Origin of the sequence: Pseudoalteromonas sp. DY56-GL22 (assembly GCF_041414715.1) — a bacterium.
Lineage (GTDB): Bacteria > Pseudomonadota > Gammaproteobacteria > Enterobacterales > Alteromonadaceae > Pseudoalteromonas > Pseudoalteromonas simplex.
Genome location: NZ_JANHZR010000009.1, coordinates 60,046 through 83,191 on the forward strand (window position 1 = coordinate 60,046; position 23,146 = coordinate 83,191).

The window sequence follows — 23,146 nt, forward strand, 5'->3', positions numbered from 1 at the left end:
AAAAAGGGTTATGCATGAGCAATATCTCTGCACGCTTAGCAACTGAGCTAAGTGCCCAGCAACCACAAGTTGTTGCTGCAATCAAATTACTTGATGAAGGTGCCACAGTTCCTTTTATCGCCCGCTATCGTAAAGAAGTAACTGGTGGCTTAGATGACACGCAATTACGTTTACTTGAGCAGCGTTTATCGTATTTACGTGAATTAGAAGAGCGCCGCAGCTTTATCCTTAATACTATCGAAGAGCAAGGCAAGTTAACTGCTGAGCTAAGTGCTGATATTAATAACGCTGACAGTAAAACTGAGCTTGAAGATTTATATCTGCCTTTCAAACCTAAGCGCCGTACAAAAGGACAAATTGCCATTGAAGCGGGTATTGAGCCGCTTGCCGATGCGCTATTTAACAACCCTAGCCTTGACCCTGAACAACAAGCAAGTGACTACATTAATGCTGATGCAGGCTTTGCAGATAATAAAGCGGTACTCGATGGCGCTAAATTTATCTTAATGGAGCGTTTTGCAGAAGACGCCAAACTACTTGCTAAATTCCGTAGTCATATCGCACAACATGGTCAGATTGAAAGTACTGTAATCGCTGGTCAAGAAAATGAAGGCGTAAAGTACCGCGACTACTTTGAGCATCAAGAACCACTAAAAAAAGTACCATCACACCGTGCACTTGCTATGCTGCGTGCGCGTAATGAAGGCGTGTTACAACTTAGTATCAACCCAGAGCCTAGCGCAGAAAATCCGGCGCAAGTGTGTGCACAAATGATTGCCGATCATTATCGCTTAGATATTAGCAATTCTGCTGCAAGTAGTTGGTTAATGGGCGTAGTGCAATGGGCATGGAAAATTAAGTTAAGCCTTCACCTTGAGAATGAATTTTTAGGTGCAATGCGCGAAAAAGCAGAAACCGGCGCAATCGACGTTTTTGCTAAAAACTTAAAAGATTTATTAATGGCCGCTCCTGCAGGTCCACGTACTACGTTAGGTCTCGATCCTGGCCTGCGTACTGGTTGTAAAATTGCCGTTGTCGATAGCACTGGCAAGCTGTTAACAACACAAACAATTTTCCCGCACGCACCACAAAATCATTGGGATAAATCACTTCGTACTCTTGAGCAATTATGCCGCCAACATAAAGTTGAGCTAATCGCTATTGGTAATGGTACGGCTTCACGTGAATCTGACAAGTTAGTTGCAGAGCTGATTAAAGCGAACAGTGAGCTTAAGCTAAATAAAATTATGGTCAGTGAAGCGGGCGCTTCTGTTTATTCAGCGTCTGAGTTTGCCGCCAATGAATTCCCTAACCTTGATGTTTCACTACGTGGTGCTGTGTCTATCGCGCGCCGCTTACAAGACCCACTTGCTGAGCTGGTAAAAATTGAGCCTAAATCAATCGGTGTAGGTCAATATCAGCACGATGTATCGCAAAGCCAACTTGGTCAAACGCTAACATCTGTGGTTGAAGACTGTGTAAACTCAGTGGGTGTAGACTTAAATATAGCGTCGGTGCCACTACTTACTCGCGTATCTGGCTTAAACAAAACGTTAGCACAAAACATTGTTAGCTACCGTGATGCGAATGGCTCATTTAGCAAACGCTCTGAACTTAAAAAAGTTGAACGTTTAGGGCCTAAAGCCTTTGAACAAGCTGCCGGTTTCTTACGTATCAGCACAGGCTCAGATCCTCTTGATAACTCGTCAGTTCACCCTGAAGCCTACCCTATTGTTAAGCGTATCTGCGAGAAGAACAGCTTAGATGTAAACAGCCTAATTGGTAACTCTGACATCCTAAATAAGCTCGTTGCAAACGACTACACAAACGAAAAATTTGGCTTACCAACGGTTACCGACATTATCAAAGAACTTGATAAACCGGGTCGTGACCCGCGTCCTGAGTTTAAAACAGCTGAGTTTAAGGCTGGCGTTGAAACCATTAATGACCTAAAACCGGGTATGATTTTAGAAGGTGTAGTGTCTAACGTTGCTAACTTTGGTGCCTTCGTTGATGTGGGTGTACACCAAGACGGTTTAGTGCATATTTCTGCTATTACGAACAAGTTTATCTCTGATCCACGTGAAGTGGTTAAAGCGGGCGATATTGTAAAAGTAAAAGTAGTTGAAGTAGATGCTGCCCGTAAACGTATTAGCTTTACCATGCGTTTAGACGATGATGTTGATACCAGCAATAAAGCCGCATCAGCTAGCAAACCTAAGCCAGCTGCGAAAGCGAAAAGTGCACCTAAACAAAAACGCGAATTTGGCAATGTTGCCATGGGTAATGCCTTTGCTGATGCATTTGCCAATGCAAAAGTGAAAAAATAATAGGCTGTAGGCATAAGTCGAAAAAAACCGCGTAAGTGTAAACTTACGCGGTTTTTTATTTTAGAAACTTAAATAAAAGCAGAGAACTGATTTTGATTAGTTGGCGAGGTCGCTGCTTGATAAAAATTAGCAATACGTGCAGCGCGCTCATCTACTTCAACATCACGCTTTGCTGTTTTGGTTTCGCTAGTTTGAGTAGCGCTATCTTCACCATACTCACTGTTTATTTTGAAGGTCGATTTACCTGAATCAACATCGCCATCGGCTGATTGACTGGCGAGCTCAGCTTGCGCTGCCATCAGCTTTTGCGTGGCATCTGCGGCAATTGAACGATCAGCACTCGAAGGCTCTTGTGGTGCAAGTGCTGCAGCACGCACCGTCTGCATTTTTTCAATTGTGGCTTTTGGGTCGCCTTCAATTACAGCAACATCAATTTGCACCTCGCCGCCCACAGCATAGTTCGTACCATCAGGACCGCGTTGATATTCATAGCTTGGTGAGCCCGCATATTGCCCCCCCACTGATGCATGAGCTTGCTCATGAATACGTACTTCGGTATCGCGGACTTTTAGCTCTTTAATTTGCTCAGCATCTTGCTGCTCTTGCTGGGCAACCTTTTGCTCTTTTTGCTGCTCTTGTTTAGCTTCTTGTTGTTCTGATTGTTCAGGCTCACCCTGCTCACTACCTTGTTGGCGTTCTTCAATCACCTTGTCTTCAGCCAGACGCCCTTTTGCATCATACGTACCCGCCTCAGAACCCGGCTGCTTGGTTTTGTCGCCATCATTCAGGGTTTTATTTTCTGCGTTACTCGGCTTGGTAGCGGCAGGTGGCGGGATCACTTCACGTAACTGATTATCACGGCGAGCACTTTCGGTGTGCACGTTCGCCGTGTTGATATTAATCGAAGGAAACGGAGTGACGATATTCATAAGTTTTAAACTTTAATATCTATTAATGTGCCGAGCACTTCATCAGCAGTCTGAATCGTGTTGATATTGGCTTTTGCATTAAACTCTTCAACTTTTAAGTTAACAAGCGACTCATCAATTGGGGCAGGTTGTGAAACTGGCGGAGTTACAGCTTCATTTGGAGTCGCCGCTTGTAATTGGCGTTGTTGAGCTAATTGGGCATCATCTTGCTGATCAATTGAGGCACGGCTAATATCAGCGCTTGCCTTTTCGATACCTTGGCTTGCACGGTTATAACCTTCTACCGCATTATTAAAAACAGAACTGATTGGCATAACACCCTCCAACAGTGAGATCTACCCGTTAAGTATCGCTCATAAAACGAGCAAAATAAAGCTAAATCCCGCTATTTTTCTGGCCTCTCAGCGAGCTTTGCTTAACACATTGATTTCAGTGCCGATATAAATGCTGCTTTATGAGAAATAAAAGGCGCATGTGAAGCTTTATCTAAAACCTCGTATTCAAACTGGGGTTGTATGGCATGCATTTTTTCAATCGCACGATACGGTACTAATGAATCTAAGCGACCGAAAATACCACGCACAGGTACGCTAAGGTTAGCGAATAGTTCCCGTAAATCATCCTGCTGTAAAATGTCTAAGCCCGCACTTAAAGCTTGCTCTTGAGGCGCAGGGTATTGGTTTAAAAGTGCTTTAAGTTGCTTAATATCATCCCGAGCTGATTCACTGCCCATCGCTTGTATCGCCAAAAACCGTTCTATCGTTTTTTCTCTATGGCTAACTAGCTGATCTTTAAATGCATTTAATACGTCAGGTTTGATACCCGGCCATTCGTCGGTTTGCGCAAAAAAAGGCGTTGAGGCAACCAACACAACCTTTGCTACTTTGTCAGGCCAATGTGCTGCAATATACAAGGCAAAAAGCCCGCCCAACGACCAGCCAACAAGAATAGACTGATCATTTAGCTGTGTACTTAGTTGCTCAGCCGCAGCGTGCAAAGTGTAAGGTGTGGGAATAGACTGTGCGTTACCAAAGCCAGGTAAATCGAGACAACGGACTTCACCATCATGAAAAAACTCAAGCTCAGGTTTGATCACTTGCCAAACCCCTTGGTTCATTCCCCAGCCATGTAATAGCACCATATCATTTTGCATATTTTGTATTTCCCAACCACACTTAGCGCTCATAATAGCGTTTAAAGGAATGAATGCAATGTCTCACTTACCTCATGCCTTAAAACTAGGGCTAGACGCACTCTTCCCCAACTTTTGCATTAGCTGCCAGAATCACATACAGGCTGATCAAGCTTTGTGTCAGTATTGTTTAGATGACCTTAATTTATTTGACCTTACACGCCATCCAAATCTGTTACACCGACCAGATATATGTGATGCATTTCCTGATAGTAATTTTGATCATCTAATTGCCTGTGCGTGGTATCAAGCACCTTTTAAACTTTGGCTCAAGCAATTGAAATTTAATGACCAGCAATATTTTCGTGTGGCACTACAACAAGTGATAGGGAAACAGCTGCAATTAGCTCGTCAAGTTAATGCAAATTGGCCCGACCTTTTTATTGTGCTGCCATTACATAATCAACGCTTTTTAGCACGCGGCTTTAATCAGGTAAGCCAAACTTGGCTGCCTGTTTTAAAAAACCAGCAATGCACTGTTAGCTCAGCTCTTTACAAGCAAAAAGCAACCAAAGCACAATCACAGTTAAGTAAAGCGAAAAGAGTTAAAAATCTACAAAATGCCTTTGTTTGTCAGCAAGATTTAACAGGGAAAACCGTGGCAGTTGTTGATGATGTGATGACCTCTGGCGCAACTTTAAATGCTGCGACAGAAGCCATAAAAAATGCAGGGGCGAAGCAAATATGGGCTATGCTCACTTGCCTAACAGAGTTAGGCAACCTGCATTATGATTAAGTGTGATTATTTATCACCAGAGGCATGAAAGGCATTACCAAAAAATAAGGCATTGCTTAGTAATCGACTCGTGCCGTACCAGTAACCACGGAATACTGGGTTATCTGTCATGCCTATCACACTGCCTTTGCCATATGAATGCGCAATGAGGCCAGCAGCATCCGCGACTTGCTCTACATTTACGTCATCAGTAAAGCCAGCTAAAAGCGGTTTATCTGTGTAAGTAAGCACATTAACAAATGGAGCATCTGACTTCTCAAGTAGCCAAGTGCTATTCTTAAATACAGGTAATGTATTACGGTTCAGCGAATACGTAAGTGGGTGAGATAAATCCACTGAGGTATTAAAAATAGCCCCTGCAATACGCTGACGGCCTGCTAAGTCATCTTTATCAGCATAGCTAAGCCCTGTGGTATCAAAGGCACTCGCTACATCACGACGAGATAAGTAATTGGCTTTTAGTAGCTGCTGATCGGCTAAGAACTTAGCACCGCCTTTGTGACCCCAAATAACACCGCCTTTACGCACCCACGACTTAATAGCCACTTTAGTCGCATCATCAAGACGATTGAAATTTCCGTGCGCTAAAATAATATGGCTGTAGTTTTCAAGGTCGATGTTACCTAAACGTTCCATTTCGATAATGCTTGGCGCTGTACCAACAAAACGATCTAAGTAGTACCACACTTCTCCCAGCTCATACTGGCTAGTTCCTTGACCACCCACTAGCAATACTTTAGGCGCTTTCACAACCGCCATTGCACGAGAACCTAAATCAGCCCCCTTCACCGTTAAGCCCGAACTAATGGGTGTAATTTCAATGCCAAACTCATTCTGTGCTTGGTTTAAATAACTAACCCAGTTGCTATCAGTTTGCAGACCAGCAGGAACAAGAATACTACCTGGCTCAAAAGCGATTTCACCTGATGGTGTTTTTGCTGTTAGTGGGCTTAATGCCACACGTGCTTTCACGCCTTGCTCGAGTAAGCTATTAAGCATTTTTGGCGCTAGGTAGTCATCCCATTTGAATGCGTAAGCATAGCTTTGCGGTAATGCTGCAAAGCTTGACTTAACACTTTGCTGCCAAGGCATTTTTGCCACATTTAAACCCCAGTTGCTGCTTACCTTTGCAAATTCTAGGTTGAAGGCATGAGCAAGTGTCCAGCCAGATACATCATAAAACGTATTATCAACAAAACGCTGCTGCTCACTGAAAATTGCTTTAATTAAACGAAATTGTGGCTGTGCTAATGGCACATAATAGCTCTGCTCAGAAAAGCTTTGACCGTTTACTTTTAACGGCTCTTCTAACATGTACGCATTGATTTGATGTTGTCTAAGTAAATCAAGGAAGTATTGCATGCGGCTTTGATCAGCGCCGCCTTTAACTACATACCCTTTAAAGTCTTCATCACCAGCAAGATCAACTGCTTTGTTGTAAAATTTTGCTTGATAATCAAGTAAGTCTGTACGGTTATCAATCGCTGCTTGGAATGTCGATAAGCTAGTTAATAACTGATTTTTAATTGTAAACGGGAAGCTTAACGGACCGTTGATCGTTTCTTGTAAGTGACCACGCGAGCTCGCTTGTTCAAATAAGATGCCTACACCGCCATTGACGTCTGGGTAAGTTGAGCCTTTACCATAGTAAAAGTCATCAAAGCTTTCTTCAGTGAAGTAAAGTGCGTTGTGCTCATCAAGTGTCTTTGCATGATAGTTTGCAATTGCTTTAGTCAGCGTGACATTTTCTTCAGGCGTGATTGGGTGCTTACGAGTTGGGATCCCTGGTTGGAAAAAATAAGTGCTGTTTGGGCCCATCTCATGGAAGTCAGTTAGGATATTCGGTTTCCATTGGTGAAACTGTGCAATACGTGCACGTGATTCAGGATGTTGTAGTAATAACCAGTCACGGTTTAAATCAAACAAGTAATGGTTAGTACGGCTACTAGGCCAACTTTCGATATGCTCACGAGTTTGCGGATCTGATGATAACTTCATGCCACGGTTGCTGTTTGCCCAATTTGCAAAACGCGCTAAGCCATCAGGGTTTAATGATGGGTCGAGTAAAATAACCGTGTTGTTAAGTAAGGCGTCAATTTCTGGGCCCTGTGCAGCTGCAAGGTAATACGCAACCAGTAACGACGCATTGCTACCTGATGATTCATTACCGTGAACACTGTAACCCATCCAAACAACCGCTGGCTGCTTACTTGAGTCACTTGCTTCACCATTTAGGCGAGCTAAGTGAGCCTTACGAATTTGCTCAACTTGGCCAAGTTTGTCGGACGCTGTGATTGTTAGCATCACCAATGGACGCTGCTCATGAGTACGACCGATTACTTTAAAATTCATTCGGTCACTTTTTTCAGCAAGAATTTGCATATATTGCACAAGCTGATCGTGACGTACATGCCACTCACCCACTTCGTAGCCTAACACCTGTTCAGGAGTCGGAATACTTGGGTCAAATTTCACATCTTGTTCAAAGTAATAAGAAAGAGGTTTTGCTAATGCGCTAACGCTCACTAGCATGGTTAATATTGTTATTATGAAACGCATAGATAGCACCCGTAATTATTTGATGTTTTAACGCTACCATTCGATAAAATAGATGCAACTTTTTACGCTCAACACTGGCGACAACACGATGAGCGGAGTATGATACACAGTATCCGAGTAATTTAGTCAAGTATAGTCCGTTTTATGATCTCTATTTCTGAATCTGCACAATCTCATTTTGCTAAACTTTTAGCAGACCAAGCTGAACAAACAAACATTCGTGTATTTGTAGTAAACCCAGGTACTTCGCAGGCTGAGTGTGGTGTATCTTACTGCCCAGAAGACGCCGTTGAAGCGACTGATATTCGTCTACCATTCAATGGTTTTGATGCCGTTGTTGATGCAGAAAGCGCCCCTTTCTTAGAAGAAGCTGAAATCGATTTTGTAACTGACAAAATGGGTACTCAGTTAACGCTTAAAGCACCAAACGCAAAAGCACGCAAACTTAGCGATGATGCGTCACTACAAGAGCGTGTTCAACACATGCTTGAAACCGAAGTTAACCCACAGCTCGCTAACCACGGCGGTCAAGTAAGCCTAGTAGAAATTACACCTGACGGTATCGCGGTACTGCAATTTGGCGGTGGCTGTAACGGTTGTTCAATGATTGACGTCACACTTAAAGAAGGCATCGAGAAAGAAATGATCGCCAAGTTTGACGAAATCAACGGTGTAAGAGACATTACTGATCACCAATCTGGTGAGCACTCTTACTACTAACCGGTATCTAAAGCATGCTTAAAAAATGGGTATTTCGCTTAGGTAGCGATCCCAAATTAAGCTTAAAACGCTTTCTTCGCGGCCTAGCACTGTTTGTGCTAGCCGTGATTTTTATTGCCATAGGTTATTATGGGCCCGCACTATTTCAATTAATTGGCCTAGTCATACTCGCAGTGGCTTTATTCTTTGCTGGTTGGGGCTATTTAGGTATTTTTGCCAACCGCTTCGCGCAAGTTTTAGAGCGCTCTTCACCCAAAAATCACGACCCTGATTTGTGGAAGTAATTTAATCTAATAATTGCTGATTATTGACAATTTTACGGTAGCGAAACCACAGCGTTAACCCGCGCATCAGCATAAAGCTGGTCATCGCAAACCATAAACCATGATTTTGCCAGCTACTCACTAACCAAAACAGTCCAAAAAAGCCCACTAAAGCACTAAATAGCATAGTATTACGCATATCTTTAGCACGGGTTAAACCAACAAATATGCCATCAAATAAGAAGCAGCCCATCGCCGCGATAGGCAATATAATCACCCAAGGAAGGTAAACCGTTGCAAGACTGATAACTTCGGGCACATCGGTAAGTAAGCGAATAATTGCCTCACCAAATAATAAAAATATAAAGCTATAAAACAGCGCAAATAACCCGCCCCAAAATAGGCTCAAATTAACCCATAACTTAATCTGCTTAGCGCTGTGCTCACCTTTCGCTTTACCGACCTTAGCTTCACTCGCATAAGCAATACCATCAAGCGCAAAGCTCACCAACATTAAAAAGTTTAGCAATACGGCATTAGCCGCTAAAGTTGTTTCGCCGATCCGTGCGCCATAAAAAGTCATAAAACTAAAACACAGCTGGAGTGCTAGTGAGCGAATAAAAATATCGCGATTTAAGCTCACCAAATCAAGTAACTTAGCAATACTTAACCAGGCTTTCACGGCAAGATTGACACCTTGCTTTTTGGCGAGCTGAGCAACTAACATAAGTGCAAAAGCAAGGGCGATATAATCAGCGATTAAAGACGCCCACGCAGCTCCAGCCACACCCCAATCAAGAAAAACCACAAAATAAATATCGAGCACGATATTGGTAATATTGGTGATAAGTAATAAATAAAACGGCCCGCGTCCATAATGAACACCTAGCATCCAACCAAGTAAAACCAAATTACATAAAGCAGCTGGCGCACTAAAAATACGAATCGAAAAATAGCTATTTGCTTGCTCTAAAACGGCTTCATTCGCATTTGATAAATATGCCATTAAGGATTGAATAGGTATACTCAGCGCAATTAATAACAGCGCAACCGCTGTTGCTAGTAACAAGCTGCGCTTTAATAGCTCAGCGAGTAAGGTGTGATCGTGTTTACCATAAGCCTGGGCAACCAAACCTGTGGTACTCATGCGCAAAAAGCCTGCTAGCCAAAATAATAACGAGATAACTGCTGAGCCAAGCGCTATACCAGCCAAATAGTGAGCGCTTCCTAAGTGGCCGATTACAGCAGTATCAACTAAACCTAACATTGGCACGGTAATATTTGATAAAATCATCGGACCGGCTAATAACAGTAAACTTTTATGGTGTGCCTTATGACGTTTAAGAAAATGTTTCATGTAGTATTTGCAGTCCTGTTAGGTTTATCTTTGCGCGCCCATGGTGCAGTCATTCTACAGTATCACCACGTCAGTGAAAGCCTTCCTGCGGTTACCAGTGTCAGTAGCGAAACATTCACTGAACATATGCAATATTTAAAAGATAATAACTTTAACGTTATTCCATTAGATGAACTCATTACCTCATTACAAACAGGCCAACCGCTAACAGATAAAACCGTCGCGATTACCTTCGACGATGGCTACAAAAATAACTATGAAGAAGCAGCGCCCATCTTAGAAAAATTTGGCTATCCGTACACTATTTTCGTCAATCCCGAGCTAATTGATGAAGGCAAAAGCTATGTAATGACTTGGCAGCAGTTAAAGGAGCTATCGAAAAAAGGTGCCTTAATTAGCAACCATACGCAAATTCATAATTACTTACATCGCAAACAACCAGGCGAGAGTGCAGAAGCATGGCTTGCACGTACTAAAAAAGACATTTTATCTGCCCAGCAGCGAATTAAAGAAGAAATTGGCCATGATTATAAATACCTCGCTTACCCTTATGGCGAGTTTAATAATTCATTGCAACAACTAGTAAAATCGCTAGGCTTTGTTGGTATAGGTCAGCATTCGGGTGCTGTTGGTATCCATTCTGACTTTACCCGATTACCACGTTTTCCAGCATCGGGCTTTTATTCAAAGCTTGAAACACTTGCCACTAAACTCGACTCTCAAGCATTCACTATCAAACAGCTCACCTACTCAGATAGTGTGACAGACGAAAACCCACCTAGTTTAACGATGCAATTTGATATGCAGGACTTTCATAAAAGCCAGTTTGCTTGTTATGTATCAGGTATTGGTCAAGCTGATTTAACCTGGCTTAGTAAAGATACGGTGAAGATCACATCACCTGAAAAACTGAAAAAAGGCCGTTCTCGCTTTAACTGCACGGCCCCTTCTATCGCGAAGAAAGGCAGCTATTATTGGTTCTCTCAACCTTGGGTTATTGTACCTTAACTGCTTGTCTTAGCATTTGCGCTGTGACTTTATCAAGGCGAACCACTTCATTAGCCGCATTGAGTTCGACTGCGGCTTTTGGCATGCCCCATACCACTGACGATAATTCATCTTGCGCGATGGTGTAAGCTCCTGCTTGATTTAATGCGAGCATGCCTTTTGCGCCATCGCTGCCCATACCGGTCAATAACGCAGCCACAACCGCTTTAGGGCAAGCCACAACCAAGGAGTTAAATAGCACATCAACCGCTGGGCGATGGCGATTAACCAACTCATTAGTATCAAGCTGGCAGTATAGGCCGCCTGCTTTTTTCACTACACTTAAATGCTGATCGCCTGGCGCAATGTACGCCCAACCTGACTGTAACTTATCGCCATGTTCAGCCTCCTTAACACTAATTTTGCAGGTTCTATCCATGCGCATCGCAAACGAAGTACTAAAAACCGGCGGGATATGCTGTGTAATCACTATCGGTGGACAGTTTTCTGGCATGCGCACAAGCACTTCTTTAATTGCTTCTGTTCCACCTGTTGAAGCACCAATTGCAAGTACACTATTGGGCTTAAATTGCAGTGCTGTTAAGGCGCTATCGTCTTCAATTTTTGTTTCTTTAAATGCACGTATTCTTGCACCTGCGGCTGTGCGTACTTTTTGATGAAGTAAATGTGCATATCGCTGCAAGTTTTCTGTTACATTGATAGTTGGTTTAGCAATAAAATCAACAGCACCAATTTCGAGGGCTTCCAGTGTAATGGGTGAGCCTTTTTGAGTCAGTGTTGAAATCATCACAACTGGCATAGGACGAAGGCGCATCAAGTTTTTTAAAAAGCTTAGTCCATCCATTTTCGGCATTTCGATATCCAGCGTTAAGACATCAGGATTGAGGCGCTTAATTAAATCTCGGGCTTGATAAGGATCTTCTGCCGCGCCAACAACTTGAATGTCTTCTGCTTGCTCGAGTACTTCCTTGAGTAAACCACGGATCAAAGCAGAATCATCAACTATGAGTACTTTGATCATTTGCTCTCCTAAAATAATTCAATATCCGTTTCTGCATCTTGCTGTTCGATATCGTGTAGGTATTTGATTTCACGTTTTTCGAGCTTATCTGAATGCAGTTCACGCATTTTTTTTACTTGGGCTTTACCTGTTTGAGGATCAAACATCACCTTTCGGGGCCAAGGCCCACCGACATCATGAGATACTAAATCTAAACCTTCCTCAAGTATATAAGCATTTGCAAAACGAATGTTGCCAACACCAATATCAGTCATTGAGCGGATTATTTTCCCGCCGCCAAACAGTTTTACTTTGAGATTGCGCCTAGAAGCACCGTTTTTAAGGATTTCATTGATCAGATATTCCATTGCCCAGTTACCGTAACGACAATTAAGACTATGAGCATTACTAGGATCGACTCCTTTTTCTACAGGCAACATAAAGTGATTCATGCCGCCAATTCCTAGGCCTTCATCATAAATACATGCTGCAATACATGAACCAAGCACTGTCGTGATCAATTCATCAGTTTTAGAGACATAAAACTCGCCAGGTAATACCTTAGCAATTACCTTCCCACGACGATTATCCCAAAACCGTTTCACATGCTCAAAGCCAGATATAACAGGCCGGAAGTGGCTATTCATGATCCGCCCCTTTGGTAAATAGTCTGGCCTAAGTTTTTAAATTCCTTATGATCCTTCCCTAATGTCTCTGAATGCCCTAAAAATAAGTAGCCAGTGTTAGTCAGTAAGTCGTGATAGCGTTTAAAAAGTTCGTCTTTGGTTGGCTTATCGAAATAGATAACAACATTACGACAAAAAATCACATCAAACGGTCCTTTCATAGGCCAGCTCTGTAATAAGTTTAGACGCTTAAAAAAAATGTTCTTTTGTAGTTCGGGCTTTACTTTATAAAGTTCTCCATCGTGGCTTTTCAAAAACCAGCGCTTAAGATGGCTTTTGTCTAGTCCATTCACATTTGCTGCGGTATAGGTGCCAGCCTGCGCTTTTGCGAGTACATTTGAGTCTAAATCGGTGGCTAAAATTTTCACATCCCAATCGGGTGGAAATAAACCATGCAATGTCATAGCAATCGTATAAGGCTCTTCGCCAGTGGAACAGCCAGCTGACCAGACCCTTACCCGCTTTTGTTTTGCATTACCAACCAATAGTTTTGGCACTATAGTATTTTTCAGGTAATTAAAGTGATGGGGCTCACGAAAAAAAGAAGTCAGATTAGTGGTTATAGCATTAATAAATTCACTGAACTCTTGCTCTTTATTCTCATCAAGAAAACCTAAGTACTCCCTAAAACTCTTTAGCTTGTGATGGCGGATACGTCTTGCTAAACGCGAGTAAACCATTTCACGTTTATGCTCCGCCAATACAATGCCACACGCATCGTACACCTGAGAAGAAATAGCCTTGAAATCATTATCCGTTAATAAAAACTCTTTCATGTGTTTGACCCTGCAGCTGTAACAGTCGGTGCAATTAACTTATTAGAATAAAGTCGGGAAGAGTTTAAAACTCTTCCCACTCGTCACTGGGATCAACAAAATTGTTGCCTTTTGGTGCCGAGCGCACTGGTGAGCTTGGCTGTTTAACTGCTGGCGCTGAACTAGCGCTGTTTGAAATATCAACTTCGTTATTTGATAACGAGAAGAAGTTTAACAAGCGGCGCATATCATTTGCTTGTTCAGCCATTGATTCGCCCGCAGCTGATGCTTCTTCAACTAAAGCTGCATTTTGTTGAGTCATTTCATCCATTTGAGCGATGGCTTTATTAACTTGCTCAATGCCAGAGCTTTGCTCTTCTGATGCTTGGGCTATATCAGAGATCATTGCCGTAACTCTTTGTACTGCTGTTACTATTTCTTGCAATGTTGAACCTGATTCATTAACAAGTAATGTACCATCTTCAACTTTGCCAACACTGTCTCGGATTAATTCTTTGATTTCTTTTGCTGCGGCGGCTGAACGCTGTGCTAAGTTACGGACCTCACCAGCAACAACAGCGAAACCTCGGCCTTGCTCACCTGCTCGTGCAGCTTCGACTGCAGCATTCAACGCAAGTAGGTTTGTTTGGAAAGCTATTTCATCAATCACACTAATGATGTCAGCAATTTTCTTACTCGATTCATTAATTGCCGACATGCTGGTTACGGCGCGATTGACAACTTCACCACCTTTTTGCGCTTTTGTACGCGTTTCTTCCGCAAGTTCATTCACTTCTTTTGCATTATCAGCATTTTGACGAACCGTACTGGTCATTTCTTCCATGCTTGATGCTGTTTCTTCAAGTGATGAAGCTTGCTCTTCAGTACGTTGACTTAAATCTGCATTACCTTGCGAAATTTCTTCTGCACCACTGGCAACGAGCGTTGCAGAGGTATTAATGCGATTAATCACTTCAGTAAGCTTATCAGCTGTGGCATTTGCATCACGTTTTAACTTATCGAATGAACCTTGGTACTCTTGTTCTATTCGTTTTGATAAATCACCATTTGCCATGGCATCAAGCATATTGCCCGTGTCTTTTACTGCATCATCGACGATACTAACTAGGCTATTCAAGCCCTGCGCTAGACGTAAGAAGAATCCTTGTTTGCCCGCTTCTTCAACACGCGCTTCTAAATCACCATTCCCGGCAGCAGCAACAAGGCCTGCAATTTCTTTTTCAATCGCCACTTCAGCTGTTCTATCTTCCCACTCTACAACCGTACCAATTCGTTCGTTTTCTGGCGTAAAGATAGGGTTTGCAACTAATCCAAATGTTCGACCACCAACATATATTTCAGTGCTATATGTGCTACTCAGCTTCGCCAGCATATTGCGCTGATGTGCTGGGTTTTTATGGAACACATCAATATTTTGACCAATGAGGTTACTACTGTTGAAATTAGGTAAGTCTTTACGTAAATCACTTTCAGCTGCTTTCATCATATTTAAAACAGCTTCGTTCATGTAAATAATATTATTGCCGGCGTCTGCAATCATGGTATTGGTTGCCACACGGTCTAACGCGCGTCGAACACGAAGATTCTCTTCTGCTTCACGTTTTTCAGCTTCCGCTTTTGCCACGCTATCAGTGATATCTTGCCATTCAACAATTGTTCCTAGACGACTTCCAGATACACTGAGCCACGGCGTTGCTATTAAACTAAATATTAAATCCGCAATTTTAAGCGTTGTTTTAAAAGGCTCGGTCAAGGTTCTTAGTACTTCACGCTGATGAGATGGTTGCTTATGAAAGTCATCAACACAGGTGCCAACTAAGCTATCAACCGAGAAGTTTGGCAGCACCTCTTTTAAAGCTTCTTCACGAAACTTAAGCATTTTTTGTACTTGGTCGTTAACAAAAATAATTTCTAGGTCATTATTAGCAATCATCACATTGGCTTGGCAGACCCGAAGCGCGTTTGACAGATCTGCATCACGCTTAGATTTTTTTTCTAGCTCTTTTTGCGCTGTAATATCACTGGCAAACTTAATAACTTTAACGACATTGCCATTACTATCAATAATTGGGTTATAGGTAGCTTGAATCCAAATTTCTTTACCATTTTTGGCAAACCGCTTGAATTCATCTGACATAAATTCACCTGTGCGCAAGCGCTGCCAGAACTGTTGGTATTCAGGACTTTGAGTTTCTTGGTCATCAACAAAAATTGCGTGATGTTGCCCTTGAATTTCTTCAAGTCGGTAACCCATGGCATTCAAAAAATTAGCATTCGCAGTGATTATGTTTCCACTTGGTTCGAACTCAATAACTGCCAGCGATTTGTTCAGTGCTGCAACAACTAAATCATTATTTGACTCAACGTTTTTAGGACTACTAAACCATCCCATACCCTTCACCTTCTTGTTAATCTACCCAATTAAATGTCCATTGTTTTTTGTAGGTCTAGTAACGCGACCATCTTTTCACCCACATTGACTAAACCCGCAACAAATTGAGTGTTGTCTGAGTCAGACAAGTGCGGCACCGCTTTCGCTTCATGCTCTGCAATGCTATAGACATCCGAAACGGCATCAACCACGATACCCATAATTTTACATGTGCTCTCTAATTTAACTTTCAGTACAATAACGACAGTTAACGGTCCATAAGTGACAGCGGGCAAGCCAAAGCGCAGCCGTAAATCAATAATAGGAACTATAGTGCCGCGCAAATTTATAACGCCTTTAACAAAGTCAGGTGAGTTTGGAATTTCAGTAATTTCTTCCCAACTACGAATTTCCTGTACCGTAAGAATATCTACACCGTACTCTTCATCAGCCATGAAAAAGGTTAAAAACTGTTTAATATCTTCGTCTTGCCCGATATTCAGCTTACTTTGTAGGTCATCGTGCTCAACAATCATGACGCCTCCAAATTAGCTTTTGATTCAATAATTAACTCTTGGCTTCCTGGCTTCCTTAAGCCTGACAATTTAATTAAGCCGCTGATATCTATAATTAAAGATACTCTGCCATCTCCTAAAATTGTCGCTCCTGATACACCATCAACTTTTTGATAATTCGCCTCTAAACTTTTAATAACCACTTGTTGCTGTGATAATAAATCATCAACCAACAAACCAACTTTTTGATTATCGCTCTCAACAACAACCAACAAAGTTCTATCAAGCGTTTCTATCGCACCTTTGTGATTAAAAATATTGTAAAGCCTTAAAATTGGGATGTACTCATCTCTCAAACGAAGTACATCTAAATCTTTACCGACGCGACTGACTTTGCTGATATCAATTTGTAGTGACTCAATAATAGAAATGAGTGGAATAATGTATGTATGCTGGGCAACTTTAACCAATTGACCATCCAAAATAGCTAGAGTAAGAGGTAACCGGATGGTGAAGGTTGAACCGACACCTGGCGCTGAAGCCACCTCAACCGAGCCACTGAGCGCTTCGATATTACGCCTAACCACGTCCATACCAACACCGCGGCCAGATAAGTCACTCACTTGATCCGCTGTCGAAAAGCCAGGTAAAAAGATAAGCTCATTAATTTCGTTATCGTTTAAATCGTCACTTTCAGAGATCAAGCCATTTTTTATCGCCTTTTCTCTGATCTTTTGCGTGTTGAGCCCCTGACCATCATCCATAATTTCGATAACAATATTACCGCCTTGATGAAATGCATTAAGCGTCACAGTGCCAACAGGGTCTTTACCCGCAGCAACACGCTTATCAACTGTCTCTAAGCCATGATCTAAGGAATTTCTCACTAGATGCACCATAGGATCAGAAAGCTTCTCCATCACCGTTTTGTCTAGTTCTGTTTGTTCACCAAGCAATTTAAGCTCAACTTGTTTATCCAACTTTTGCGAGATATCACGAACTAACCGAGGGAAGCGACTAAATACAAAGCTTATTGGTAACATACGAATACGCATGACATTTTCTTGTAAGTCACGAGTATTATGTGCCAGTTGCGCTAAGCCCTCTTGTAACGAGGCGATGGTTGCTTCGGTGATTTCTTGCTCACCTAACTGGCTTAACATCGCTTGGGTAATAACTAACTCACCCACCATGTTGATCAATGAATCAACTTTGTCGATACCAACCCTGATTGAGGTTGACTCTGCATTGGCTGTGGTCGCTTTAACGGGTACTGGTTTTTTCGTATCAGTAGTTGGTTTAACTGGAATAGGCTCGGCTTCTTTCTTTGGTTCGACAACTGCTGTAGCCGTTTCAGTCGTTGTAATTTCTTCATCACCAAACAAGCCACCGCACAATGTGATAGCAATGTCAGCGTCATCCTCAACCCACTCAAAAATTTCTTCTATGCAACTTTGCTCTTTGTCTGTGGTTAAGAAAAAACGCCATGATAAGAAACAGTCTTCGGGGGCAAGGTTAGTAATATCGGGGACATCATCTTGAAAGGCTTGTGTTTCTAGCTCACCCAACTCAGCAAGTTCACTGATCATGTACAATGGTTCATTGCCAGTTTTAAATAAATGATGATGGGGTTTGAAGTCAATTTGAAAGGTATTTTTTATGTTAGTTTCGTTACTAACTGCCTGCTGCTGAACAACTTTGCTCTTAGAGCGCATGCCCAGAATTTCTTCAAATTTAACCCGTAACTCATCAGCCTCTGTTAAGTCTGGCTGCTGCTCCGCTTGTAATGTTCTTAACAACGCTCTTAAGCAATCAACCGACTTGAGAAGGAGATTAACGTGTTCTGCGGTTAAGGTACGAGCGCCTTCACGGATTTGATCTAACAAAGTCTCAAGTACATGAGTAAAGTCAGCAACGGCGCTGAAACCAAAGGTACCACTGCCTCCTTTTATTGAGTGTGCAGCACGGAAAATTGTATTTATCGTTTCCAAGTCTTCTTCGCCTGGCACCAAGTTCAATAACTCGGCTTCCATTGCATCAAGACCTTCGAAGCTTTCTTCAAAGAAAACCTCAAAAAATTGGCTTAGATCTATACTCATGCCCCGCTCCTATTATTAGCGAATCACTTTTTTCAATACCGCTAACAATTGCTCAGGATTAAATGGTTTAACAATCCACCCTGTTGCTCCAGCAGCTTTACCTTCTGTTTTTTTATCAAGCCCTGACTCTGTGGTCAGCATTAGTAGTGGTGTAAATTTATAATTAGGTAAGCTACGCAGCTCGCGAATAAGAGTAATGCCATCCATGACAGGCATATTCACATCAGAAATAACCGCATCAAAACCTTGTTGCTTAGCGATATTTAGTGCTTCGCTACCATCTTTTGCTTCTGTTACATCGAAGCCTGCTTTTTTTAGTGTAAAGCTGACCATTTGGCGCATTGATGCAGAATCATCGACAGCTAGAATTCTCTTCATAAAAACCTCTTAATTGGCATTTTCAAGCACAAGATAATGGCTTAAACCCAAACTAGTAATTGCTTGTTGCAAAGGCTTGCTTTCACCAACCCATATGATTTTGTGTTGTACTGAAAGCAAATGTTTTTGCAGCGCACATAAAAGCTGAATTGACGCCGTATCAGCTCGTGTCACTTCACTAATATCAAGACAAATATCGTCATTCGCAGACAATTCTTGTAGCAAATCTTGATGGAGTGTTTCGACCTGAGTAATGGCTAATTCAATAGGGAGCTTTAACATTATTTGAATCTTCCCTGCTTAAAACAATTCATAATAAAAGCTTAGACTGACTAAACGAAATTGCCATAAATTGCTTTAAAAAATAGTAAATTTTTTTAGTAGCTTAGCGAGTTATGGCAAAAAATGTATTTACTATTGTTAGCTAATATCGCAAGGCAAATGCTTTATTCTGCATAATAGTCTGCTATTAACTTAAACTCCTCCGTTAACTTGCTAGCATCTACTAATGGCACATTACCTTGCTTAAATTGTGGTTTAAAAATAGCTCTAACAGAGCCTGTAGGATCAACTAAAACAACTGATGCACTATGATCAACTGCGTATTCTTGCTGATCGCTATCGTTAATTGCGTAAATTAAGCCTAACTCTCTTACAAATGGAAAAAGTTGTTTATGCGGACCTGAAACAGCAAGAAAGTTAGGATTAAAGTAATCAATATAAGCTTTACGCTTTTCAGTTGTGTCCCGCTTTGGATCAACAGCAACAAACCATACTTGTACTTTGTAATCTTGACTTAACTGTTTTTGAATCGCGGTTAATTTTGCCAGTGTCATTGGACAAATATCTGGGCAACTGGTGTAACCTAGAAAGACCAAATTCCAATGATCCATAAATTGGCTGTTATCTGCAGGCGCACCATGTTGATCAGTTAATAAAAAAGGACTAATCGGTTTCGCTTGCTCATAAACCAGCGCTTCCACCTCAGGGACGCTATTATTTTTTTCACATCCAGCAATAAATAACACCAAGCCCATAAATAATAAAGCGACTATTCGCGTCATAAAACTAACCATTTATCAATAAATAAGACAATAAAGAGTAGCATTAAATGCACAATTGAAAAACGAAATAAGTCCATTGCAGTATCATCTTTAGGTGCTATTTTCAGCTTCAGCGCCTTATAAATGAAAACAGCATTTAGTATGCTCGCCCCAAGCAAATAAATTAGCCCTGACATACCAATTAAGTAAGGCAGTACACACACTAACGCGAGTAAAATGCTGTAAGCCACTACACATGTTTTACAAAATTCAATACCGTGAGTAACTGGCAGCATCGGAATTTTTGCCCGCTCGTAATCACTTTTACGTGCAATCGCTAATGCCCAAAAATGTGGTGGGGTCCAGGTAAATATAATCATCACCAATAACCATGGTGCAGCAGCCATATGGCCAGTTTCAGATACCCATCCTAACAGCGGTGGCATAGCTCCAGCCAAACCACCAATAACAATATTTTGCGGTGTGGCACGCTTTAAAAATGAAGTGTAAATAAAGGCATAGCCAACAAGCGCAAACAAAGTAAGAATGGCGGTGAGCGTATTCGCCCAAATCACAAGCATCATAAAACCTATTACGCCAATCACTCCAGCAAAGCTCAAAGCGTGCTGTTTACTGAGTCGACCTTTTGCCACAGGGCGATGGCGCGTACGTGCCATTTTACTGTCGATTTCACTATCAACAACATGATTGATCACAGCAGCTGCGGCCGACAGCAAACCAATGCCTAGCAAGCTTGCAAGTTGCACAAATACTCCTCGCCCAACATCAGGAGCTAATGCCAGACCAACCCATGCTGTGAGTACAAGCATGGCAACCACTTTAAATTTACTTATAGCTAAGTAATCTTTAAGTAACTCTGAGCTTTGAATAAATAATGATTTTTCTGAGCTTAGTAATAATGCCATCACAGCCTCCTAGGTTCTTATTTTTAAGTGGAAGCATAGTCTTACCATGCTAAGCAGTAACAATGCGGCCATTAGGTTGTGCGCAAGCGCAACACTTAATGGAAAGTGCCAGTGCACAACAGCTAGACCTAAACAGATTTGGCACAACAAAGCGATTAATACAGTGACGGTACAGTGCTTAATTTTTCGTGAGTAACAGCGTGAATATATGCGCCACATGATCAGCGCTAACACTACACAAGTAACCAGCGCCCAAATACGATGCAGCAAATGAATAGACATACGCGCTTGCTGCGATAGCACACCATATTCATAGGTACTGTGCTCGAGCGGTAATTGAAAAACGCTCTTCAAAGAAAACGGTTGTCCGTAGCTACACAGCGGTAAGCCATTGCAATGTGGAGCTGCATAATTCGCCGCAAGCCAGCCACCCAATGCAATTTGCAGTATAAGCACCACCAAGCCCACCAGCGCTAACCGGTAATATGGCTTTGCGCCGCTATCACTGCTAGCAACAGGTTCGGTCTTTAAACGTAGATACAATAAAAACAGCAACGACAAAATACTAAAACCGCCAAGCAAATGCCCCATTACAACTAAAGGTTGTAGGTTCATAGTGACAGTCCACATGCCCAATACGGCTTGGAATACCACCAGTAATAATAGTGCTAATGGCAGCTTAACCGGCATATTTGGATATTGACGTTTTAAAAATGCAAAAACAAACAAAGCTAAAATTAATAGGCCAAGGGCACCGGCAAAATAGCGGTGGATCATTTCTTTCCATGCTTTTGCAGCCTCAAACATCATATCAGGGTAGTTTTGCTCAACATGTAACAGAGCAGTTTCATGTTTTGGCACGGTTAAAAATCCATAGCACCCAGGCCAGTCAGGACAGCCAAGCCCAGCATCACTCAGCCGTGTATAAGCACCAAGCCCAACAACTAAGATAGAGAAGAAAACCGTAATTAAGACTAAATATTTATAATTTTTATACATCTTTATCCCCTTAATGAGGTTTAACTTGAACGCGCATAGTTAAGTAGTTTCTTTAAGTCTTTAAGTAAGCCTTTTTGAATCAGTCTGTTTTGTTCTGGCTCAGCCGTGTAGGGGTAATGCAAAACCACTAAGCCCATGTGATCAACTAAATATAGGTCTCCCGCTTTGAGTGCAGGACTTACTGCTAATTGACGCCAATTTGCCGATACCTGCTGTTGATTTGTCAGTACCGCCACATCCACTTTTTGCTGATTTTTACCTAAAGCGACATATAGGTTATCTAGACTGGCTAATTGGTTTGCACAAACATCAATGCACTCTTTTGGATAATTAAGCGCAATAGTCCATTGTTTAGGTTCGCCTTGTTGCCAATCAACTAGCTTCACTTCTTCACTTAAAAGCTCACCATGATTACTCGAACCACTCGGTAACCACTCAAGCTTTAATGCTGCATATGCAAGTGCCAACGGCACAAAACAGCACAAAACGAACAAACTAAGCGGGTTTATTTTCATAACCTCTCCTTCTCATCGCAAAAAAAGCAATAACTACACACGCTAAGCCGATTAATAACCACTGCACGGCATAGGCGTAATGTTTATCTGGCCCCATCACGACACTCTGGTAATGCGGGGTTGCAATACCATCTGCTTCATTACGATAACCAATAAAGCCTTGTAAGGGCTTTGCTAATTGAGTACTAAAAATTGTTAAATCGATGCCTTGAATACGCTTAGGCCAGCCTTGTTCTGCACCAATCTCATCGGCGAGTGTGAAGCCTTGTAAGTTGCCTTGTTTCAATTGCACTGTGGCCGAAAACCTTGTTGATTCTGGCCACTCAACGGTTGGTAACTGGTTGCGGTTTACAGGAGCTTTTAACCAACCAAAGTTAACGATTATAGGCGCGGTTTCACCGGTAATTGTCATAGCTACTAGTAAGTCATAGCCCACCTGCCCCTGATAAATTTGATTATCAAGCAGCCAGTATTGTTGTTTATTTACCTCGCCAGAGACCTTGACTTGCAAGCCCGTTTTGTTCAGCTCTTTAGGTAAATTTTGCAGCTCTTGCCAATTCAAAACTCCTTGCTCTTTCGAAACGGCTAACTGGCTTAGTTGCTGCTGTTTTTGCTCGCCTCGCTGGTATTGCCAAACGCTGAGTCGTAAACAAATAAGCACTGCAAGTATCACAACGCAAATTGCGATAATTGAGCTAAGCTTTTGTTTGCGCCATAAAATTAACTGCATTTGGAATACCTAAT

Annotated in this window: 23 protein-coding genes; 5 read left to right on the forward strand and 18 right to left on the reverse strand. The window is 42.0% G+C overall.

The features are described from left to right. Window positions 1-14 precede the first annotated feature (14 nt). Window positions 15-2,330, forward strand: a complete 2,316-nt coding sequence (locus NO991_RS17460) for a Tex family protein (protein WP_371352237.1) — start codon at window positions 15-17, stop codon at window positions 2,328-2,330. A gap of 68 nt (window positions 2,331-2,398) precedes the next feature. Here the strand turns inward: NO991_RS17460 and NO991_RS17465 are convergent, their stop codons facing one another. The 3 genes from NO991_RS17465 to bioH all read right to left on the reverse strand — a co-directional run bounded on the left by NO991_RS17465 (window position 2,399) and on the right by bioH (window position 4,412). Next, the gene (locus NO991_RS17465) at window positions 2,399-3,259 is read right to left on the reverse strand and encodes a putative metalloprotease CJM1_0395 family protein (RefSeq protein WP_371352238.1); all 861 of its coding nucleotides are present in this window, start codon (window positions 3,257-3,259) and stop codon (window positions 2,399-2,401) included. A 5-nt stretch (window positions 3,260-3,264) separates the two neighbouring features. Then, entirely contained in the window at window positions 3,265-3,573 is a 309-nt protein-coding gene (locus NO991_RS17470) for a hypothetical protein (protein ID WP_337116527.1), read from the reverse strand. Between the two features lie 101 nt (window positions 3,574-3,674). Next, a complete protein-coding gene (gene bioH, locus NO991_RS17475) occupies window positions 3,675-4,412 on the reverse strand; it encodes a pimeloyl-ACP methyl ester esterase BioH (RefSeq protein WP_371352239.1) in 738 nt (245 codons plus the stop codon). 58 nt (window positions 4,413-4,470) lie between these two features. On the opposite strand from bioH, the gene NO991_RS17480 reads away from it, so the two are divergent. Continuing rightward, window positions 4,471-5,187, forward strand: a complete 717-nt coding sequence (locus NO991_RS17480; protein WP_371352240.1) for a ComF family protein — start codon at window positions 4,471-4,473, stop codon at window positions 5,185-5,187. Window positions 5,188-5,193: 6 nt separating this feature from the next. On the opposite strand, the gene NO991_RS17485 is transcribed toward NO991_RS17480, so the two are convergent. Further along, entirely contained in the window at window positions 5,194-7,746 is a 2,553-nt protein-coding gene (locus NO991_RS17485; RefSeq protein ID WP_371352241.1) for a M14 metallopeptidase family protein, read from the reverse strand. A 144-nt stretch (window positions 7,747-7,890) separates the two neighbouring features. Between NO991_RS17485 and nfuA the strand changes: the two genes are divergently transcribed. Together nfuA and NO991_RS17495 are read left to right on the forward strand one after the other, a co-directional pair. Continuing rightward, a complete protein-coding gene (gene nfuA / locus NO991_RS17490) occupies window positions 7,891-8,466 on the forward strand; it encodes a Fe-S biogenesis protein NfuA (RefSeq protein WP_235373255.1) in 576 nt (191 codons plus the stop codon). A 14-nt stretch (window positions 8,467-8,480) separates the two neighbouring features. Then, the gene (locus tag NO991_RS17495) at window positions 8,481-8,750 is read left to right on the forward strand and encodes a hypothetical protein (RefSeq protein WP_054554438.1); all 270 of its coding nucleotides are present in this window, start codon (window positions 8,481-8,483) and stop codon (window positions 8,748-8,750) included. A gap of 1 nt (window position 8,751) precedes the next feature. Here the strand turns inward: NO991_RS17495 and dinF are convergent, their stop codons facing one another. After that, entirely contained in the window at window positions 8,752-10,086 is a 1,335-nt protein-coding gene (dinF, locus tag NO991_RS17500) for an MATE family efflux transporter DinF (RefSeq protein ID WP_371352242.1), read from the reverse strand. Between dinF and NO991_RS17505 the strand changes: the two genes are divergently transcribed. Then, window positions 10,063-11,094, forward strand: a complete 1,032-nt coding sequence (locus tag NO991_RS17505) for a polysaccharide deacetylase family protein (RefSeq protein ID WP_235377643.1) — start codon at window positions 10,063-10,065, stop codon at window positions 11,092-11,094. The two genes, dinF and NO991_RS17505, sit on opposite strands and share 24 nt — an antisense overlap. On the opposite strand, the gene NO991_RS17510 is transcribed toward NO991_RS17505, so the two are convergent. From NO991_RS17510 to NO991_RS17570, 13 genes are all read right to left on the reverse strand, one after another. Beyond that, window positions 11,081-12,115 carry a chemotaxis response regulator protein-glutamate methylesterase gene (locus tag NO991_RS17510; protein WP_371352244.1) on the reverse strand — a complete coding sequence of 345 codons (1,035 nt, stop codon included), beginning with the start codon at window positions 12,113-12,115 and terminating at the stop codon, window positions 11,081-11,083. The genes NO991_RS17505 and NO991_RS17510 overlap by 14 nt on opposite strands. 8 nt (window positions 12,116-12,123) lie before the next feature. Continuing rightward, complete coding sequence (cheD, locus tag NO991_RS17515) at window positions 12,124-12,741, reverse strand: chemoreceptor glutamine deamidase CheD (RefSeq protein ID WP_054554441.1); 618 nt, start codon at window positions 12,739-12,741, stop codon at window positions 12,124-12,126. Further along, on the reverse strand, window positions 12,738-13,556 hold the full coding sequence (locus tag NO991_RS17520) for a protein-glutamate O-methyltransferase CheR (protein ID WP_054554442.1): 819 nt from the start codon (window positions 13,554-13,556) through the stop codon (window positions 12,738-12,740). The genes cheD and NO991_RS17520 overlap by 4 nt, the downstream gene beginning before the upstream one ends. A 64-nt stretch (window positions 13,557-13,620) precedes the next feature. After that, complete coding sequence (locus tag NO991_RS17525) at window positions 13,621-15,948, reverse strand: methyl-accepting chemotaxis protein (RefSeq protein ID WP_371352245.1); 2,328 nt, start codon at window positions 15,946-15,948, stop codon at window positions 13,621-13,623. A gap of 29 nt (window positions 15,949-15,977) precedes the next feature. Then, on the reverse strand, window positions 15,978-16,463 hold the full coding sequence (locus tag NO991_RS17530) for a chemotaxis protein CheW (protein WP_054554444.1): 486 nt from the start codon (window positions 16,461-16,463) through the stop codon (window positions 15,978-15,980). Further along, window positions 16,460-18,541, reverse strand: a complete 2,082-nt coding sequence (locus tag NO991_RS17535) for a chemotaxis protein CheA (RefSeq protein ID WP_138618444.1) — start codon at window positions 18,539-18,541, stop codon at window positions 16,460-16,462. The genes NO991_RS17530 and NO991_RS17535 overlap by 4 nt, the downstream gene beginning before the upstream one ends. A 15-nt stretch (window positions 18,542-18,556) precedes the next feature. Next, window positions 18,557-18,919: a response regulator gene (locus NO991_RS17540; protein WP_054554446.1), complete on the reverse strand. Its 363-nt coding sequence runs from the start codon at window positions 18,917-18,919 to the stop codon at window positions 18,557-18,559. Window positions 18,920-18,928: 9 nt separating this feature from the next. Continuing rightward, a complete protein-coding gene (locus NO991_RS17545) occupies window positions 18,929-19,201 on the reverse strand; it encodes a lipid asymmetry maintenance protein MlaB (RefSeq protein ID WP_054554447.1) in 273 nt (90 codons plus the stop codon). 164 nt (window positions 19,202-19,365) lie between these two features. Then, the gene (locus NO991_RS17550; protein WP_054554448.1) at window positions 19,366-19,983 is read right to left on the reverse strand and encodes an SCO family protein; all 618 of its coding nucleotides are present in this window, start codon (window positions 19,981-19,983) and stop codon (window positions 19,366-19,368) included. Beyond that, on the reverse strand, window positions 19,980-20,888 hold the full coding sequence (gene cyoE, locus NO991_RS17555; RefSeq protein ID WP_054554449.1) for a heme o synthase: 909 nt from the start codon (window positions 20,886-20,888) through the stop codon (window positions 19,980-19,982). The genes NO991_RS17550 and cyoE overlap by 4 nt, the downstream gene beginning before the upstream one ends. A gap of 9 nt (window positions 20,889-20,897) precedes the next feature. After that, window positions 20,898-21,887, reverse strand: coding sequence for a heme A synthase (locus NO991_RS17560; RefSeq protein ID WP_054554450.1), 990 nt, complete (start codon window positions 21,885-21,887; stop codon window positions 20,898-20,900). Window positions 21,888-21,907: 20 nt separating this feature from the next. Beyond that, complete coding sequence (locus NO991_RS17565) at window positions 21,908-22,402, reverse strand: transmembrane cytochrome oxidase associated protein (RefSeq protein ID WP_371352246.1); 495 nt, start codon at window positions 22,400-22,402, stop codon at window positions 21,908-21,910. Then, window positions 22,383-23,132: an SURF1 family protein gene (locus NO991_RS17570; protein ID WP_371352247.1), complete on the reverse strand. Its 750-nt coding sequence runs from the start codon at window positions 23,130-23,132 to the stop codon at window positions 22,383-22,385. The genes NO991_RS17565 and NO991_RS17570 overlap by 20 nt, the downstream gene beginning before the upstream one ends. Window positions 23,133-23,146: the final 14 nt, after the last annotated feature.